This is a genomic window from Pseudomonas sp. ACN5, assembly GCF_002303975.1.
Lineage (GTDB): Bacteria > Pseudomonadota > Gammaproteobacteria > Pseudomonadales > Pseudomonadaceae > Aquipseudomonas > Aquipseudomonas laurylsulfatiphila.
Genome location: NZ_MRCP01000001.1, coordinates 1 through 19,040, shown reverse-complemented (window position 1 = coordinate 19,040; position 19,040 = coordinate 1). Strand labels below are relative to the sequence as shown.

Genomic DNA, 19,040 nt, shown 5'->3' with positions numbered 1-19,040 from the left:
CGGTTTCCTTAGTGATCGTGGTTGCAGTCCGGGCCGTGAACATGGTCCTCATCGTCGGTGAGGTCAGCCGGTTCCATCTCCAGTTGCAGACTTACCAGATTAGTCGCCAATGGGCGCAGCAGCAGGTTGGCGTATTCGGCATCGCCTTCTTCGACGTCCACGCCGATCAGCAACTGGCCACGGCCGTCCTGCTGGATCCACAGCTCTTTGCCTTGCCACAGGACCGCGACGCGGGTGCAGGACGTCTCCAGTTGCGTGCCGTCGGTGTCTTCAAGGATCAGCTGCAGGGTATCGCTCATGTGTTTACGCTCTCGTTTGAGATGAAGCGACGCGCTGCCATCCGGGGCAGCGCGTCGTCGATCAATTGATCTGGAATGGATAAACCGCGCCCAGTTTAAGGATTTGCGTCAATTCATCCAGTGCCGTCCGGCACTCAAGCAGCAATTGCGGGTCCGCCAGATCGTTTTCGGTCATGCGGTCGCGGTAGTGCTTCTCGACCCATTCGGTCAGTGTGCCGTACAACGGTGCCGTCATGATAACCCCTGGGTTGACGGCCGCCAGTTCGGTTTCGTTGAGTGCGACGCGCAACCGCAGGCAAGCCGGGCCACCGCCGTTCTGCATGCTCTGTTTGAGATCGAAGACTTTCACTTCGCGGATCAGCCCGCCGGAGCTGGTCAAACCCTGCAGGTATTGCCAGACACGCTCGTTGCCACGGCATTCTTCCGGCACGATCAACAGCATGGAGCCGTCAGGACGCGACAGCAGCTGGCTATTGAACAGGTAGGAACGAACGGCATCTTCCACACTTACTGCGGAACGCGGTACGCAGATCGACTGAAATTTCCCACCGGCCTTGGCGAGTTTGCTCTGCAATTCAGCGAGCATCTTCTCGGTCTCGAGGAACGCGTCCTCGTGATAGAACAGCACTTCGCCGTTGCCGACCGCGATCACGTCATTGTGGAACACGCCCTGATCGATCACCGACGGGTTCTGCTGGGCGTAGACCACGCCGTCATCGCTCAAGCCGTGCAGACGGGCAACCGCCTGGGACGCTTCGAGGGTCTGGCGCGCCGGGTACTTCTGCGGAGCCGGGTAGCGGGTGTCGAAGGCGCTGCGGCCGAACACGAAGAACTCGACGCCGGCTTCGCCGTACTCACGGCAGAAACGCGTGTGGTTGGCCGCACCTTCGTCACCGAACTGCGCCACGGCCGGCAAGGCGGCATGGTGGGCGAAGTGTTTCTGGTCAGCGAACATCGCACCCAGCACGCGGCTGGTGGTCGGGTGTTCGATACTGCGGTGATATTTGCAGTTGAGGTTGGCAGCGGTGAAATGCACACGGCCGTCAGCGGTGTCGGCGCTCGGGCTGACGGTGGCGGCGTTGGCCACCCACATGCTCGAGGCCGAGCAACTGGCCACCAGCAGCGGCATCGCGTCTTTGGCAGCGCGCTCGATCACTTGAGCGTCGGTGCCGCCAAAGCCCAGGCGACGCAGTGCGGCCACATCCGGGCGCTCCTGCGGTGCCAGCACGCCTTGCTGGAACCCCATTTCCATCAGCGCTTTCATCTTCGCCAGGCCTTGCAGCGCCGCTTCCTTGGGGTTGGAAGACTGCTGGCTGTTGCTCTGGGACGCGACGTTGCCGTAGGACAGGCCGCCGTAGTTATGGGTCGGCCCCACTAGACCGTCAAAATTGACTTCATAGGATTTCATCAGCGAGGCTCCACGAGAATCTGTTGTTATAGGCATCGAGTAACAAATGAATAAGACCGAGGCGCGGCCTTCGCGGGCAAGCCCGCTCCCACAGGTTCGGTGGTGTTCACACATCTTGTGTTCCACTCAACCATTGTGGGAGCGGGCTTGCCCGCGAATGGGCGCTACGCCATTTTCACGCCTGGCGTCAGAGCCGCAGGCATCACCAGGCTCGGTGTTTCCAGCGAGGCCACCGGGTACGCGCAGTAATCCGCTGCGTAGTAGGCGCTGGCGCGATGGTTGCCCGAGGCGCCGACGCCGCCGAATGGCGCGCTGCTCGCGGCACCGGTCAGTTGCTTGTTCCAGTTGACGATACCGGCACGGCTTTCCAGCCAGAATTGCTGGTAACGCGCTTCGGAGTCCGACAGCAGACCCGCGGCCAGACCGTAGGCGGTGTCGTTGGCTTCAGCGATCGCCGCTTCAAAATCAGCGTAGCGGATCACTTGCAGCAACGGGCCGAACAGCTCTTCGTCAGGACGATCGGCGACGGCGGTCACATCCAGGATGCCCGGGGTCAGCAAGGCCGACCGGGCCTGAGGCTGAGTCATTTCCAGCAGCGCCACGGCGCCATTGGCCAGCAGGTGTTCCTGCGCATCCATCAGTGCTTTTGCAGCGCCAAGGGAAACCACCGAGCCCATGAACGGCGCTGGTTGCTGATCGAAGGCACCGACTTCGATGGTCGCACTGACCGCCACCAGGCGTGCCAGCAACGTGTCACCCCAGGCGCCTTGCGGCACCAGCAGGCGGCGGGCGCAGGTACAACGCTGGCCGGCGGAGATGAACGCCGACTGGATGATGGTGTACACCGCGGCATCGAGGTCGGCGACCTGATCGACCACCAGCGGGTTGTTACCGCCCATTTCCAGCGCGAGGATCTTGTCCGGACGACCGGCGAATTGCTGGTGCAGATGGTTGCCGGTACGGCTGGACCCGGTGAAGAACAGACCGTCGATGCCCGGGTTCGCCGCCAGGGCGATACCGGTTTCGCGAGCGCCTTGCAGCAGGTTCAACACGCCCGCCGGCAGACCGGCCTCGATCCAGCACTTGACCGTCAACTCGGCCACTTTCGGTGTCAGTTCGCTGGGCTTGAACAGCACGCTGTTACCCGCCAGCAGTGCCGGCACGATGTGGCCGTTCGGCAAGTGGCCCGGGAAGTTGTAAGGACCAAACACCGCGACTACACCGTGAGGCTTGTGGCGCAGCACAGCGGTGGCGTCGCCCAGCGGGCCGCTCTTCTCGCCGGTACGTTCGCGGTAGCTCTGCACCGAGATGGCAATCTTGTTGACCATGCTGGTCACTTCAGTCGCGGCTTCCCACAAAGGCTTGCCGGTTTCTTCGCCGATGGTGCGGGCCAGTTCGTCCGCATGATTCTTCAGCGCAGCAGCAAAGGCTTCCAGCACCGAGATACGCTCTTCCAGGGTACGCCGCGCCCAGCCCGGGAACGCCTGACGCGCCGCCTGCACAGCCGACTCGACCTGAGCGGCGGTGGCACCGACGCCGGCCCACAGCACCTGCTGGGTCACCGGGTTCAGCGACTCGAAGGCTTCGCCCTGACCTGCCAGCCATTCACCTGCGATGTAAAGCGACTTCATTATTTCGACTCCCGAGCTGCGGACAACGCCACGGCGCGCACTTGATCGCCAGCGTTGAGTTGAAGACGTTTGGCGGTCTGCGGATCGACCACCAGGGTGCCGGCGGCCAGACGTGCCGGCGCAGCAGTGATGCGGCAGTCTTCGCGCTTGCGGTTGTGAATGATGAATGGCGTGGCGTCGTCACCCGGCGTGCCGACGGCCAGCACCAGCGCCTGGCTGTCGCGTACCGCACGGATCTTGCCGGTTTCGCATTCGATGGCCGGGCCTGCGTCGAAAATGTCGACGTAGCCCTGGTAGCTGAAACCTTCGCTCTTGAGCATGGCCAGCGCTGGCTCGGTGTCCGGGTGAACCTGACCGATCACGTTGCGCGCATCCGGCGACAGGAAGCAGGTGTACAACGGGAATTTCGGCATCAGTTCGGCGATGAACGCCTTGTTGCCCACGCCGGTCAGGTAATCGGCCTGGCTGAATTCCATCTTGAAGAAGTGGCGCCCCAGGCTTTCCCAGAACGGCGAACGCCCGGCTTCGTCGGAAACACCGCGCATTTCGGCAATGATCTTGTTGCCGAACAGTTGCGGGAATTCGGCGATGAACAGCATCCGCGCCTTGGACAGCATGCGGCCGTTGAGGCCGCTGCGGTAATCGGCGTGCAGGAACAGCGAGCACAGCTCGGAATTGCCGGTCAGGTCGTTGGCCAGGAACAGCGTCGGGATTTCGCGATAGATGTTCAGCTCTTGGGAAGCGCTAACGGTCAGACCGACCCGAAAGTTGTACCAGGGCTCACGCAGGCCGACGGCGCCGGCAATGGCGGAAATCCCCACCACGCGTCCGTCGTCGTCTTCGAGCACGAACAGGTAGTCCGCGTCGCCCCGCCCGGCTTCGCCGCGAAAGGTCTTCTCGGCCCAGCCGACCCGATGGGCCAGACGCTCTTCGTTGGCCGGCAAGGTGGTCAGGCCGGTGCCGGTGCTGCGGGCCAGGTCGATCAGAGCGGGTAAATCGCTGCTGCGTACGGGACGAACGATCATGCTATCTCCTCAAACGGGCCGCTTGCGCCACCCGTGAAACTCGCTGCTTTACTAAGCATTCACTCTTTATAGGCATAGCAGCAGGTGTTAAACCGCCACCAGGCGCACGCTGGCACCTTCACCAACGCCCAGGGCTTCGGCCGCTTCCAGGTCCAGGGTCACCGGTTTACCCGGCGCGTAGTCAAGCTCGAGCATGACTGCGCGGTAGTCCTGCAACTGGGCGTTGGCCACCAGGTACTGACGACCGACACCTTTGACCGGCTCGCCGATCTTCACCGGCACCACGCGGCTCTGGGCGATCGAACGGATCCCCGAGACGCGGGCATGCAGGGTCGGGCCGCCGTCGAAAATGTCGATGTAGTGATCGGTCTCGAAACCTTCGCGCATCAGGATGTCGAAGGTGATCTGCGCCCGCGGGTGCACCTGGCCCATCGCTTCTTGCGCGGAGTCCGGCAGCAGGGGCACGTAGATCGGGTAATGCGGCATCAGTTCGGCGAGGAACGTACGGCTCTTGAGGCCGCACAGACGCTCGGCTTCAGCGTAGTTGAGGTCGAAAAAGTTGCGCCCGATGGCATCCCAGAATGGCGAGTCGCCGTTTTCATCGCTGTAACCGACGATCTCGGTCACCACGGAATCGGCAAAACGCTCCGGATGGCTGGCCACGAACAGCAAGCGGCCACGGGAGTTGAGTTCCGACCACGGCGAACCCACCAGATCGCGCTGCACGTAGAAACTGGTCAGCAAGCTGTTGCCGGTCAGGTCGTGGCACTGGGAGAGCACGTGGATCTTGTTGTGAATCTTCAGCTCGCGTGAAGCGTGCACGAAGGTTTCGTTGCGAAAGCTGTAGAACGGCTCGGAGTAACCGGCCGACGCGACAATGGCCGAGCAACCGACCAGCTTGCCGGTGGCACTGTCTTCGAGGACGAAGAAATAGCTTTCCTCACCGTTGAAGCTCACTTCGGCGGCGAACGAGGCTTCGCTTGCCGCGATCTTGTCGCTCAGGCGCTCAACGTCATCCGGCAAGGAAGTGACACCAATCGGACTGTCCGCAGCCAGACGCTGTACCTCGCCCAGATCAGCCATTTGCGCGGGGCGCATCACCAGCATGGTGTCACTCCTTAATCTCAGAACTTACAGAAGAAAAATCCCGGGCCTACACAGAGATCAGTGTGGGAGCGGGCTTGCTCGCGAAAGCGGTGGGTCAGACAGTAAAAATGTTGACTGATACACCGCTTTCGCGAGCAAGCCCGCTCCCACATTTGATCGTGCCCGGCATCAAAATTGGGTTCGACGCCTGAACGGTCAGGCGTCGAAGGGTCTATCAGGCTTGCGTCAGTTTTGCCGCGGCGCGTTCGAAGCGGTCCAGGCCGGCATCGATATCGGCGTCTTCCACCACCAGGCTTGGCGCGAAACGCACCACGTCCGGGCCGGCTTGCAGGACCATCAGGCCTTCTTTTTCAGCGGCGTTGAAGATGTCCTTGGCCTTGCCTTTCCACGCATCGCTCAACACGCAGCCGATCAACAGGCCCATGCCACGGACCTTGGTGAACAGGCCGTATTTTTCGCCGATCTGCTCAAGGCGTGCCTTGAACTTGTCGTGCTTGGCGTTGACGCCGGCCAGCACCTCAGGGGTGTTGATCACGTCGATAACAGCTTCCGCGACCGCACACGCCAGCGGGTTACCGCCGTAGGTGGTGCCGTGGGTGCCGACGACCAGGTGCTTGGCCAGGTCTTCAGTGGTCAGCATGGCGGCGATCGGGAAACCACCGCCCAGGCTCTTGGCGCTGGTCAGGATGTCCGGAGTCACGCCGTAATGCTGGTAGGCGAACAGGTGGCCGGTGCGGCCCATGCCGGTTTGCACTTCGTCGAAGATCAGCAATGCGTTGTGCGCGGTGCACAGTTCGCGGGCACCTTGCAGGTATTCGAGTTCGGCCGGGATGACACCGCTTTCGCCCTGGATCGGCTCCAGCACCACCGCGCAAGTCTTGTCGGAAATGGCGGCTTTCAGCGCGGCCAGATCGTTGTACGGCACGTGGGTGATGCCGGTGATCTTCGGACCGAAGCCATCGGAGTACTTCGACTGGCCACCGACGTTCACGGTGAACAGGGTACGGCCGTGGAAGCTGTTGAGCGCGGCGATGATCTCGTACTTCTCGCTGCCGAAACGGTCGAAACCGACACGACGGGCCAGCTTGAAGGCGGCCTCGTTGGCTTCGGCGCCGGAGTTGCAGAAGAAGGCGCGGTCGGCAAAGGTGGCGTCGACCAGCTTATGGGCCAGGCGCAGGGCCGGCTCATTGGTGAACACGTTGGACACGTGCCACAGCTTGTTCGCCTGCTCGGTCAAGGCACCGACCAGCGCCGGATGAGCATGACCCAATACGTTAACGGCAATCCCGCCGGCGAAGTCGATCAGCTCGCGACCGGACTGGTCCCAGACGCGGGAACCGGCGCCACGCACAGGAATGAATGCGGCAGGCGCATAGTTGGGAACCATTACCTGATCGAAATCGGCGCGTTGTACCGCAGCGTGCTCAACGGACATCGGAGTCTCCTGAAGAGAAAACACTCGCCTGAAACTGGCGAGCGATGGGGGGATTGTAAGGACAGTTTTCAGCCCGGCCTTGCCGCCAAGCGACAACTTCTTATAGCGCAAACCCCGGATTTTCCCGGGTTTACGGCAATGCGACATATAGGGTCGCAAAGGCGCAGTTTAACTGGCGGCGGACGTTTGCGGCAGGTCGCTGTGTCGTAACCCATGCCGATTCCATGAATGCGGTAGATATGTACCGCGCGTCGACTTCGATTACGGGTTTTCCTGACGGTCTATCAACCGCAAGGGTGGACCTATCCCCATGAGTACCGAAAATCCCGACATCCCTGAGACTTTCAGGCCCGACGCGCATTACCAGCACCTGATGAACGTCATTCCACCCTGGCTTCGCCAAACCACGCCAAAACGGCGTGAAGCGCTGCGCAACATCAAGCCGGTGTTGCCCACCCCTATCAGGAATGCATCTAAAGATCAGCACGCCGAACTCGGTCGACTCATTACCCGGCAGACGACGAGCCAGAACCGGGTCGATCAGGCCCTGGCGAATCTGCTGGACCCTGCAGCCTTCGCCGAACCCATGCTCAAGGGCGCACTCAAGACACGATTCGGCCTGGAAGCGGACGTCAGTAAAATCTTTCTGCGCCTTTACATTCCCGCGCACATCCCCTGGTTGCGCCTGAAGTCCGGAGCAGCGCGCACCTGGACCGTGTCGTTGCTGGACGCCGCGCTGCACAACTTCGAAAGCGCCGAAACCGAAGCCGACGCCTTTGAGCCCGCCTCGACTTACATCACTGCGCCCTCTTCCACCGGGCACTTCAGCGCCCTGCCACAGATTCTGGCGACGATGCCCATCACGGCGTTCACCCAGCTATGCCGCGAGCTCGACATTGGCGAGCGCTATAAAAGTTACCTGGCCGACAACCTTGGCATCAGCAACCCGGTGGCCGCGGCGATCCTGCAACCGAAAATTCGCGAAAGCCAAAAAACCGCACTGACCGTCGCCCTGCAGATGGCGCAGATGCAAAACCTGCTGACCAGCGACGTTCATCAGCCGCTCCTTCGCCTGCTCTCCGATGCACACGGCCAATCCTGGCGATGCCATGACCTGACGATCATGAATGCCCGCCTGACCGGCATCGTGCTGTTCGCCCCGGGACTGGAGCGCGCCCGCGAAGCGGTCCGGGTAGTGGCCTACATTCCTGACGACCCTGAACATCCCATCAAGCAATACCCCTCATCGGCGGCATTCGCCGAGGAACTGAGCCAGCGCCTGCGGGCGCCCGACTATCAACAGTTTTTCAGTCGATTTATCAATCATGAAGACCGCGGTTACTTCTTCGCCGAGCTGAACAACCGCCTCGATCCCATCACCTGGCAACCGGTCCCACCCGGCGATCCACGGCCGACCTGGAGAGAAACCCCCAACCAGCGCCCCGACCTGCAAATGGCAGCAACGCCGATCAGAGGCGACCTGTGGGTTCATCTCTATCAACGCAAACTCGACAAGATTCTCAATGACGCGCGCGTGATCGCAGTGTCGACGGCCACGGTCGACCGCAAGGCCCGATGGGCGTTATGGGACTCCTTCACGGAAATCGCCTCGGCGCTGCTGAACATCGCAGCCTTCATTGCGTTGCCGTTCGTCCCGTTCCTTGGCGAGCTGATGCTGGCTTACACGGCCTATCAGCTGCTGGATGACACCTTCGAAGGTGTTGTCGAATGGGCAGAAGGCCTGACCAACGAAGCCTTCGAGCATTTCATGGGGATGGTTGAATCTGCAGTGCAACTGGGCACTTTCGCGGCAGGTGGCATGATCGCCGTCAGCGAATTTCGCGCGGTCCTGCCCCGGGAAGTCGTGCAATTCATCGACCGCTTCAACGCCGTGAAACGCCCCAATGGCGAAACCCGCTATTGGCAGCCCGACCTGACGCCTTACGAACATACCGTCGCGATCCCCAACGACGCGCAACCCGACTCGATGGGACTGCACGCCCATCAAGGCAAAACCCTGCTGACACTGGACAACCGCCGTTACTCCGTGACCGAGGATCCGTTGACGGGGCGCCATCGTATCCAGCACCCCACGCGTCCCGAAGCTTACCAGCCCACCCTGAGGCACAACGGAAAAGGCGCCTGGCACACCGAACTCGAGCAGCCACTGACCTGGGACCAGGCCACCCTGCTGCGGCGTATCGGTCCGGACATGCAGCGTTTTTCCGAGCGCGAGCGCGAGCGCATCCTCAGCATCAGCGGCTGTCACGAAAACGCCTTGCGCAAGATGCATGTCGACGCCGAACAGGTACCGCCGCTGCTGGCCGACACCCTCAAACGCTTCAAGATTGATCAGGACCTGCAGATCTTCATTGATCAAATCGGCAGCAATCGTGCGGACGATTACCTGAAGGCTGATCCGCTGATGCAACTGGAACTGCTCTGCGACTACGGTAACTGGCCAGCGGACAAGGGGCTGCGACTGGTCGATGCAACAGGAGAAACCCTCTGGGAGCGCGGCATGGGCAACCAGGTCGTGGTGCAGATCAACCTAGCGCAACTGGACGATGGCGACCTGATCAACACCCTGTTGCAACACCTCGGCAACACCGACGCGCGCTCAGTGCGCCGCTACCTGACAACGCTTGCCGCCGACAAACGGGAAACCCTCTTCAGCCAGCGCTACCGCAAAATCGAACAAGGTGCGCGCCCCTTGGTCCAGCGTATTATCGACAGCGAACCCGGTTTGCCAACCAGCCTCGCCGAAGCACTGCTCGACAGCGCCAGTGCCGCCGAACGCGAGCAACTGGAGCGTGGAACATTGTCCAAACGCCTCACGGAACTGGCACAGGAGGCCGGCCTGCAGGTGCGCGTCACTCGCGCTTATGAAGGGCTCTACCTGTACTCGACGCGCAACCATCTCGACACCGATCGCCTGGCGTTGCACACCCTGGAACGCTTGCCTGGCTGGTCGGGACAACTGCGCCTGGAAATCCGCCAATACACCCACAATGGGCCGCTGATCGACAGTATTGGCGAGCCGGACGCGCCCTTGCGCAAGGTGCTGGTGTTGACCGATGAAGGGGCGTATCAGGCCTACGACGACGCCGGCGAACAGCTCAGTAGCACTGACACCCTTTATTCCAGCCTGTTACAGGCGCTGCCCGACAGCGAGCGAATCGCCCTGAACATCAACATCGGCGAGGGCGAAAGGCTCAAGCGGCTGATTCGCACCCACGCCGTCACTCGTGAAGCACTGCGTGCGCTGCTGGCGCAACAGCCGAATCTCAAGCCTGCCTACGATCCGGCGGTGATGCGCTTGCTGGGCGGGGGCGATGGTTATCGCTGGATGCCGGCCAACACCCCTTCATTACAAAGCCACATCTATCGGCTGTTTCCCCATCTGAGCCCAGAGGAACTGCAAGCCTTTGCCGCACGATTGCAAAGCAATCCCGGCGGACCGCGCGCAGAACTCCAGCGCCTGTTTTATCAACACGCGCAATTGATTGAGCAATTGAGCACCTGGTGCGACGAGATCCCGTTGTATGTTCCGGGCACGCAAATCCGCTTGAGCATCGAGCAGCTCGCCAGCCAACGGTATGCACGCCGACAAATGATAGCCAGATTGCTCGACTGCTGGCGGCGTCAGGCCACCTACGACAGCGCCCATGGCGTACCGGTTTCCTTTGAATTTTCCCAGCCGGTTGTTGGCGAGCTGCCAAAGTTGAACGTCGATTTCCCTCAGGTGCGCAGCGTGACGCTTGAAGGTCATCGTGCTACCCGTGGTGTGAATGATTTTTTGAAGGGGTTTTCCAGCCTCAACCGCCTGGCGCTACGCAACTTCGAACTGGGGCAGTTGCCGGACGCCATTGCCCAATGGCCCCAACTCGACACACTCATCCTCAGCGACTGCGCCGTGACCCTCACAGAGCAGAGTCGCGCCACCCTGTCTGCCCTGAACCAATTGACTGCGCTCGACCTGTACAAAAACCCGCTCGGTGTGTGCCCTTCCCTGGAAAACATGCCGAAGCTGAACTACGTCGATCTTTCCAGTACCGGAATTACCCGCATTCCCGAGGGCCTGGTGAATCACCCGAGCATTCGAACCGCCATTTTGAATGACAACCAGATCACCGAATTGCCCACCGCCCTCTTCGATCTGCCCGGCGACCTCAGCGAGGGATTTGATTTTGGCAACAACCCTCTGTCCCCGACCACCCGGGAACACATCAAGCGTCACTATCAGCGAACCGAAAAGGACTTTGGAGCCCATGCCGAACAGGTCGATATCGATCGCGTCAAAGCCCTCTACCCAAGTCTGGACAACGAAGAGGCCAGCGACTTCGTCTATCGCTTACCCGGCACCCTCGCAGAGGGTCGAGCTGACCTGACCCGTCGCGAGCTCGAACTCACCCGGCTCGGTACCGAGCTGAGCCGGTGGACAGCCAATGTGCCCGACACCCATTCCGTTACTGGCGTCCCGCTGACGGCCGAGGAGATTTTTGCCGAGCACGTAAAAAGAGACGAATTCAAACAAAACCTGGAACGCTGCTGGCGCCAGATCCCCATCGAACACATTGCCGTGGGTGAGTACGGATTCGTCTCACACCTGCCAATCATGGGTGACCTGCCGACGCTGTCAGCCGACTTCAGTCATGTGCCCGAAATGTACCTGACGACCACCCATGGCATTGCACCTGGACTTGGCCGGTTCCTGGACAGTTTTACCAACCTGGACACCCTGACCATACGGGGATACCAACTGGGCAACCTTCCCGAAGCCATCTTCAGAATGGGCAGGTTATCGGTGCTGAGCTTGGCGGAGTGTGGCATTACGCTGACTCCGGAAACCGTAGAGGCCCTGGCGGGCATGGAGCACCTTGACTACTTGAGCCTGCGGGACAATCCACTCGGTCCAGGCCCTGACCTTAGCCACATGACAGAAATATCTTCACTGGACTTGAGCCATACGGGTATCACTGAAATCCCCAAGGGAGTGCTGAGCATCACGACCTGGACCGACGTTGACCTGAGCTTTAACGCCATTACCGAGATGCCGCCCGAACTCATGGAGGTCGACCCAGGTGTCGGCGAAAGCTTTGACTTCAGCGGCAACCCGTTCAATGCGCAAAGCTTGCAACGCATCGCTGCGTACTTTCGCGCAACCGAGAATGATCTGGGTATCGACGAGATAGCCGACATGCCGGTGCCGGAGGACGGGGCGCCCGACACCGACATTGAAGACTGAGTAACGGCTACCCGCGTTCCGGCGGCACCGATGACAATTCGAACGGGCTGCTGCTGCGCCGCTGGTTGCGATCTTCCCGCGGCGTGGCGCCGAAGAAGTTGCGATAGGCGCTGGAGAAATGCGGCCCCGAGGAGAAGCCACAGGACAGGCCGATCTGGATGATCGACTTGCTGGTTTGCATCAACATCTGCCGGGCCTTGTTCAGGCGCAATTCCAGGTAGTACTGGCTCGGCACACGGTTGAGGTATTGCTTGAAGATCCGCTCCAGCTGCCGACGGGACACGCACACATGCTGGGCGATTTCGTCGGTGGTCAGCGGCTCTTCGATGTTGGCCTCCATCAGCAAAACGGCTTGCGTGAGCTTCGGATGGCTGGAGCCGAGGCGGTTCTGTAACGGGATACGCTGGCGCTCGCCGCCCTCGCGGATGCGCTCGACCACCAGCTCTTCGGATACGGCACCCGCTAGCTCCGCACCATGGTCGCGGGCCAACACCGCCAGCAGCAAGTCGAGCACCGACATGCCGCCGCACGCGGTCAGGCGATCGCGATCCCAGTCAAACAGGTGACTGGTGGCGATGACCTTGGGGAAACGTTCGGCGAAATCATCCTGCCAGCGCCAATGCACCGCCGCGCGATAACCATCGAGCAAACCGAGTTGCGCCAACGGGTACACACCGGCCGACAGACCTCCGATCACGCAACCGGAGCGCACCAGTTGCTTGAGCGCACTGCTGAGCGCCGGCGCCAGTGCGGTCGGTGGCTCGTCAGCGAGCAGGAACAGTTTCTGGAAGTTTTCCAGCTTGCCGGTCCATGCCTCACCCGGCAATTGCCAGGCGCTGTCGGCCGCGGCGTCTGTAATGGCTTCGGCCTGCAGGAACGACAGCTCGTAAACCACGTCCGGATGCACACGCTGGGCAACACGCAAGGCCTCCTCAGCCAGCGCAAGCGTCAGTGCTTTAGTGCTGGGCCAAATCAGGAAACCAATTCGATGGGCAGTCATGGCGGGCAATCCGAAACGAAGAACAGTGATGAAGGCATGGGCCAATGCTAGCCCGTAAATAAGCGCAAATCTCAAAACCGCCCCGGATCAAATGTGGGAGCGGGCTTGCTCGCGAAGGCGGTGTGTCTGTGGCAGAGAAGCAAACTGACCCACCGTTTTCACGAGCAAGCCCGCTCCCACAAGGGATCGGGGCCGGCCTCCAGGTTGCGAAGCATGCACTATCCCGGGGCACAACGGGAGTTCGGCTTACTTCAGGCTGCCCGAGAGGAATTGCTGCAGACGCTCCGATTGCGGGTTCACCAGCACTTCGCGCGGGTTGCCGCTTTCTTCGACCACACCTTTGTGCAGGAACACCAGCTGGTTCGACACTTCACGGGCGAAGCCCATTTCGTGGGTCACCACCACCATGGTCCGGCCTTCCTGGGCCAGGGCCTGCATGACTTTCAACACGTCGCCCACCAGCTCCGGGTCGAGGGCCGAGGTCGGCTCGTCGAACAGCATCACCTCAGGTTCCATCGCCAGTGCACGGGCAATCGCCACGCGCTGCTGCTCGCCGCCGGACATGTGGCCCGGGTAAGCGTCTTTGCGATGGGCCACGCCGACCTTGTTCAGGTAGTGTTCGGCCTTTTCCCGAGCTTCAGCCTTGGACACGCCGAGCACGTGCACCGGCGCTTCCATGATGTTTTCCAGCGCGGTCATGTGCGACCACAGGTTGAAATGCTGGAACACCATCGACAGGCGCGAACGCATGCGTTGCAGCTGTTTCGGGTCGGCGGCTTTCAACGCGCCGTCCTTGTTCGCCACCAGCTTCAACTCTTCGTTGTTGAGCAGGATCTTGCCCGCGTGCGGCTGCTCCAGCAGGTTGATGCAGCGCAGGAAGGTACTTTTGCCGGAGCCACTGGAGCCGATGATGCTGATCACATCGCCGGCTGCCGCTTTCAGGGACACGCCCTTGAGCACTTCGTGACTGCCATAGCGTTTATGCAGGTCTTGGACTTCAAGTTTGTACATGCGGTCGGTTCTCACAAAAACAGTCAGTCAGTCGTTGAGCAAGCGCCCGTGACGCAGCGCTTCGCGCCCCGCCACCTTGGCCAGCCAGAAACCGGGTTGGGCATAACGCAGCCGTTCAATGGCAAACAGCACCCCGGACGTACCAGCACACACCGTGCTGACCCGATCCGCCAACGGATCGATCACTTCAAAAATCTCGTCGCCTGCTTCAACCCATTCACCGGGCTTACGCAGGAACGTCACCACACCGGGGTGCGGCGCGAACAACAATTCAGTGCCTTCGAATGGCAGGCCTTCGCAAGGGTCTTGCGCAGGTTTGGGCCATTCACCGCCGATCAGGCCTTGCTCGGCGAGGAACGCCAGAATGCCTTCGGCATGGGCGCAAGCCTCGGCGCGACCGGTATCGGCCTGACCACCCAATTCAATGGTAGTCGCCAGGCAGGCCAGCGGAATTTGCGCCTGCGGGAACAGACGCGACAGGCGCAACCACGGCAACGAACAGGCTTCGTCGAACGAACTGCCGCCGGAATCTTCCGCCAGCAAACCGACCCGCACATTCAGGTGCGCAGCCAGCGAACGCCACTGCGGCCAGTGCTGCGGCAAGGCGTACATGTGCAGCGCCGCTTCGGCGTCGCAATGCAGGTCCAGCACCACATCGGCGGTGCAGGCGTGGCTGAGCAGAACGCGCTGCATGCCTTGCAACTGGCTGCTCGCCTCTGGCAAAGCGGCCAGATGATCGACCATCGCCTGACGGATCAGGCGAATGTTGGCGTGTGGATCGTCACCCAGGCTTTCTGCCAAGGCAGCCGCCACAGGTGCGCTCAACTCGACGAAATCGCGGTTGAAGTTCTTGCCGCTGCCCGCCTCGAAACGCCCTTGATGATTGCCCTGAAGCAGTTGACCCAGACCCAGTGGATTAGCCACCGGCACCAGCTCGACCACACCGTTGAGCAAGCCCTGGGCTTCGAGTTCGGCCAGACGCTTTTTCAGCTCGAACGCCGTGCGCATGCCCGGCAGCTCATCGGCATGCAGGCTGGCCTGGATATAGGCCTTGCGCTCGCCATTACCGAAGCGGAACACCGAAATCCGGCGCTCGCTGCCCAGGTGGCTCCACGGCAAAGCGTGATCGATGCGTTCCATATCAGTGCTTCCGCGGGGCCAGGTAGCCCAGCCAGCGGCGCTCGGCCATCTTGAACAGCTTCACCAGGATGAAGGTCAGGCACAGGTAGAACACGCCGGCGGTGATGTACGCCTCGAACGGCAGGTAGAACTGGGCGTTGACCGTGCGCGCGGCACCGGTGATGTCGATCAGGGTCACGATGGACGCCAGACTGGTGGTCTGCAGCATCATGATCACTTCGTTGCTGTACTGCGGCAGTGCCCGGCGCAGGGCCGACGGCAGCAGGATGCGCTTGTACATCTTGAACCGCGACATGCCCATGGCCTTGGCCGCTTCGATCTCGCCGTTCGGCGTGGCGCGCAGGCTGCCGGCGATGATCTCGGCGGTGTAGGCGCTGGTATTGATCGCGAATGCCAGGCAGGCACAGAAGGTTGCGCTGGACAGCCACGGCCAGAGGAAGCTCTCACGCACCGCTTCGAACTGCGCCAACCCGTAGTAGATCAGAAACAGCTGCACCAGCATCGGCGTGCCGCGGATCACGTAGGTATAGAGCCAGGCGGACATGTTGACCACCGAGTTCTTCGAGACGCGCATCAGGCCCAGCGGCAATGCGCACAACAAGCCGAAGAACAGCGACAGCGCGAGCAGTTTTAGGGTGGTCACCAGGCCGCCGAAATACAGCGGCAAGGCCTCCCAAATGACGTTGTAGTCGAAGATCATAGATCAGCCGCCCTTACGCCTACCGAGTAGCGCTTCTCAAGGTGACGCAATGCCAGCAACGACACACTGGTGATCACCAGGTACATCGCCGCCACTGCGAGGAAGAAGGTGAAAGGCTCGCGGGTGGCATCGGCCGCCTGCTTGGCCTTGAACATCATGTCCTGCAGGCCCACCACCGAAATCAGCGCGGTCGCCTTGGTCAATACCAGCCAGTTGTTGGTGAAGCCCGGAATCGCCAGGCGAATCATCTGTGGCACCAACACCCGGAAGAACACCTGGAAACTGCTCATGCCGTACGCCATGCCGGCTTCGGCCTGACCCTTGGGGATCGCCATGAACGCACCCCGGAAGGTTTCCGACAGGTACGCGCCGAAGATGAAGCCCAGGGTGCCGATACCGGCAGCCAACGGATTCAGGTCGATGTACTCGTCAAAGCCGAGCAGCGGTGCGACGCGGTTGAGCAGGTCCTGGCCGCCGTAGAAAATCAGCAGGATCAGCACCAGGTCGGGAATACCGCGGATCACCGTGGAATACAGGTCGCCCAGCCAGGCCAGCCAGCGCACCGGCGACAGACGCAGTGCCACGCCGATCAGGCCCAGAACGATGGCCATGGCCATGGACGACAAGGCGAGCTGAAGCGTCAGCCAAGCGCCATCGAGGATGACAGCCCCGTAGCCTTTCAACATGATTCAGGTCCTCGAAAGTTGGGATGAAAAAATGGCGCAAACCTCAGCGATCCTGCTGCTTGCGCCATTTCGGACTTGTCGCCGGGGCGTATTACTTGCCGTAGATATCGAAGGCGAAGTACTTGTCCTGGATTTGCTTGTACTTGCCGTTCTCGCGAATGGCGGCGATGGCGGCGTTGAGCTTGTCCAGCTCAGCCTTGTCGCCCTTGCGCACCGCGATGCCTACACCGTCGCCGAAGTATTTGACGTCGGTGAACGCTGGGCCGACGAAGGCGAAACCTTTACCGGCGTCGGTTTTCAGGAAACCGTCATCCAGAAGCGTAGCGTCTGCCACGGTGCCGTCGAGGCGGCCGGCGGCCACATCGAGGTAAATTTCGTTCTGCGAGCCGTATGGCTTGATCTCGGCACCCAGCGGGGCCAGGACTTCGCGGGCGAAACGCTCGTGGATCGAACCACGCTGTACGCCGATGTTCTTGCCCTTGAGCTCGGTCAGGCCTTCGCTGACCTGGGTACCGGCCTTCATGACCAGGCGAGCCGGGGTGTTGTAGTACTTGTTGGTGAAGTCCACGGACTTCTTGCGATCTTCAGTGATCGACATGGACGACAGGATCGCGTCGATCTTGCGCACTTTCAGTGCCGGGATCAGGCCGTCGAACTCTTGCTCGACCCACACGCACTTGACCTTCATCTCTTCGCACAAGGCGTTGCCGATGTCGTAGTCGAAACCAACGATGCTGCCGTCCGGTGCTTTGGAAGCGAACGGAGGGTAAGCCGCTTCGATACCAATTTTCAGAGGCTTTTCATCGGCGAAGGATGGCAGCGACAGCACGGACAGTGCCAGGGCGCCAAGCAGCACGAGTTTCTTCATCTTGGGACTCCATCGGTAAAGGGCAAAAACGGCAGAGTGAGCGACAGCCCAATATGCGAATGAGTGGAACCGGAAAGCAGTGCTGCGTCCTACATTGCGTGTGCGAAATTTCAACACGGGCAACGACGAGCGAGTGATCGGCATTCTAACGACAGGCCCGAGGCCGATATTTCTTCAATGCGACAACTAATTACAGAAGCACCGAGAAAGTCGTTTTAGCACGTTGACAGCCCTGCAAAATCATGCAAGAGCAAAAGACATTGAACCGATCTATATTGCAAATTGCGGGCCTATTATTGGCAAACCCTTCTAATCCGGCAAGCGCAGCGTGGGGTCTTATTTTTTATCCGTGGTTTTTAGCCCCTGCTATGGGGCTGGGCGTTTCCCAATGCCCCGCATTGGCGCGATGCGGTTACACATTCAGTAACCTGAAAGATCTCGGGTAACAGCAGGAAAACGCCGACAGAGAAACCCGATAATTATTGGCTGATGTTGCTGTATTGCCTGACAAACCGCCTTCGCGAGCAAGCCCGCTCCCACATTTGATCTCGAGCGGACACAGAATTTGTGTCCGCACAGATTTAATGTGGGAGCGGGCTTGCTCGCGAAGAGGCCAGCAAATTCGACACAAATACTTCAGGCACAAAAAAGCCCCACCAGGCTCAACACCTGACGGGGCTCAATGACTCAAGATCGCCGCTTACGCAACATTCATCGTCTTGTGCGTATCAATCAAATGCTGCACCACACTCGGATCCGCCAGGGTGGAAATATCCCCCAACCCATCATATTCAGCGGTAGCAATCTTGCGCAGAATCCGCCGCATGATCTTGCCCGAACGGGTTTTCGGCAGCCCCGGTGCCCACTGGATCACATCCGGCGAGGCAATCGGCCCGATCTCCTTGCGCACCCAGTTTTTCAGTTCCAGACGCAGTTGCTCGTTCGGCTCCTCGCCGTTTTTCAGGGTGACGTAGACATAAATGCCTTGTCCCTTGATGTCGTGCGGCACACCGACCACCGCCGCCTCGGCGACTTTCGGGTGCGCGACCATCGCGCTTTCGATCTCGGCGGTGCCCATGCGGTGGCCGGAGACGTTGAGCACGTCGTCCACCCGGCCGGTGATCCAGTAGTAGCCATCGGCATCGCGACGGGCGCCGTCACCGGTGAAGTACATGCCGCGGAAGGTCTTGAAGTAGGTGTCGACGAAGCGGTCGTGGTCGCCATACAGCGTACGCGCCTGACCTGGCCACGAATCGAGAATCACCAGGTTGCCCTCGGCCTCGCCTTCGATGATGTTGCCCAGGTTGTCCACCAGGGCCGGCACCACGCCAAAGAACGGACGCGCCGCCGAGCCTGGCTTGAGGGCATGGGCGCCCGGCAGCGGGCTCATCATGTTGCCGCCGGTTTCGGTCTGCCACCAGGTGTCGACGATCGGGCAACGGGACTTGCCGACGTTCTTGTAGTACCAGTCCCAGGCTTCCG

At 60.8% G+C, this 19,040-nt stretch carries 13 protein-coding genes and 1 pseudogene; 1 reads left to right on the top strand and 13 read right to left on the bottom strand.

Features of this window, described 5'->3' with window-relative positions; all coding sequences use genetic code 11:
* Positions 1-8: 8 nt before the first annotated feature.
* The 6 genes from BSF40_RS00070 to BSF40_RS00045 all read right to left on the bottom strand — a co-directional run bounded on the left by BSF40_RS00070 (position 9) and on the right by BSF40_RS00045 (position 6,905).
* Positions 9-299 (bottom strand): hypothetical protein, encoded by a 291-nt coding sequence (locus BSF40_RS00070; RefSeq protein ID WP_007971029.1) that lies wholly within the window; start codon positions 297-299, stop codon positions 9-11.
* A 61-nt stretch (positions 300-360) separates the two neighbouring features.
* Complete coding sequence (gene astB / locus BSF40_RS00065; RefSeq protein WP_015096499.1) at positions 361-1,707, bottom strand: N-succinylarginine dihydrolase; 1,347 nt, start codon at positions 1,705-1,707, stop codon at positions 361-363.
* Positions 1,708-1,871: 164 nt separating this feature from the next.
* Positions 1,872-3,341 carry a succinylglutamate-semialdehyde dehydrogenase gene (astD, locus tag BSF40_RS00060; protein ID WP_172435662.1) on the bottom strand — a complete coding sequence of 490 codons (1,470 nt, stop codon included), beginning with the start codon at positions 3,339-3,341 and terminating at the stop codon, positions 1,872-1,874.
* Positions 3,338-4,363 carry an arginine N-succinyltransferase gene (gene astA, locus BSF40_RS00055; protein WP_008049558.1) on the bottom strand — a complete coding sequence of 342 codons (1,026 nt, stop codon included), beginning with the start codon at positions 4,361-4,363 and terminating at the stop codon, positions 3,338-3,340. The genes astD and astA overlap by 4 nt, the downstream gene beginning before the upstream one ends.
* 87 nt (positions 4,364-4,450) lie before the next feature.
* A complete protein-coding gene (gene aruF, locus BSF40_RS00050) occupies positions 4,451-5,470 on the bottom strand; it encodes an arginine/ornithine succinyltransferase subunit alpha (RefSeq protein WP_007971023.1) in 1,020 nt (339 codons plus the stop codon).
* 214 nt (positions 5,471-5,684) lie between these two features.
* Positions 5,685-6,905, bottom strand: coding sequence for an aspartate aminotransferase family protein (locus tag BSF40_RS00045; protein ID WP_095963651.1), 1,221 nt, complete (start codon positions 6,903-6,905; stop codon positions 5,685-5,687).
* Between the two features lie 310 nt (positions 6,906-7,215).
* On the opposite strand from BSF40_RS00045, the gene BSF40_RS00040 reads away from it, so the two are divergent.
* Positions 7,216-12,153 (top strand): dermonecrotic toxin domain-containing protein, encoded by a 4,938-nt coding sequence (locus BSF40_RS00040; protein ID WP_095963650.1) that lies wholly within the window; start codon positions 7,216-7,218, stop codon positions 12,151-12,153.
* 7 nt (positions 12,154-12,160) lie between these two features.
* Here BSF40_RS00040 and argR read toward each other — a convergent pair whose 3' ends face one another.
* The 7 genes and pseudogenes from argR to BSF40_RS00005 all read right to left on the bottom strand — a co-directional run.
* On the bottom strand, positions 12,161-13,153 hold the full coding sequence (argR, locus tag BSF40_RS00035; protein WP_007971017.1) for a transcriptional regulator ArgR: 993 nt from the start codon (positions 13,151-13,153) through the stop codon (positions 12,161-12,163).
* Between the two features lie 246 nt (positions 13,154-13,399).
* Positions 13,400-14,164: an ABC transporter ATP-binding protein gene (locus BSF40_RS00030; protein ID WP_007971015.1), complete on the bottom strand. Its 765-nt coding sequence runs from the start codon at positions 14,162-14,164 to the stop codon at positions 13,400-13,402.
* A gap of 27 nt (positions 14,165-14,191) precedes the next feature.
* On the bottom strand, positions 14,192-15,304 hold the full coding sequence (locus BSF40_RS00025) for a M14 family metallopeptidase (RefSeq protein WP_095963649.1): 1,113 nt from the start codon (positions 15,302-15,304) through the stop codon (positions 14,192-14,194).
* Between the two features lies 1 nt (position 15,305).
* On the bottom strand, positions 15,306-16,004 hold the full coding sequence (locus tag BSF40_RS00020) for an ABC transporter permease (protein WP_007971009.1): 699 nt from the start codon (positions 16,002-16,004) through the stop codon (positions 15,306-15,308).
* Positions 16,001-16,690, bottom strand: a complete 690-nt coding sequence (locus BSF40_RS00015; RefSeq protein WP_015096506.1) for an ABC transporter permease — start codon at positions 16,688-16,690, stop codon at positions 16,001-16,003. The genes BSF40_RS00020 and BSF40_RS00015 overlap by 4 nt, the downstream gene beginning before the upstream one ends.
* Before the next feature lie 91 nt (positions 16,691-16,781).
* Positions 16,782-17,558: an ABC transporter substrate-binding protein gene (locus tag BSF40_RS00010; protein ID WP_008049550.1), complete on the bottom strand. Its 777-nt coding sequence runs from the start codon at positions 17,556-17,558 to the stop codon at positions 16,782-16,784.
* Between the two features lie 700 nt (positions 17,559-18,258).
* Positions 18,259-19,040, bottom strand: a pseudogene (locus BSF40_RS00005) (AMP-binding protein); the annotation flags it as partial.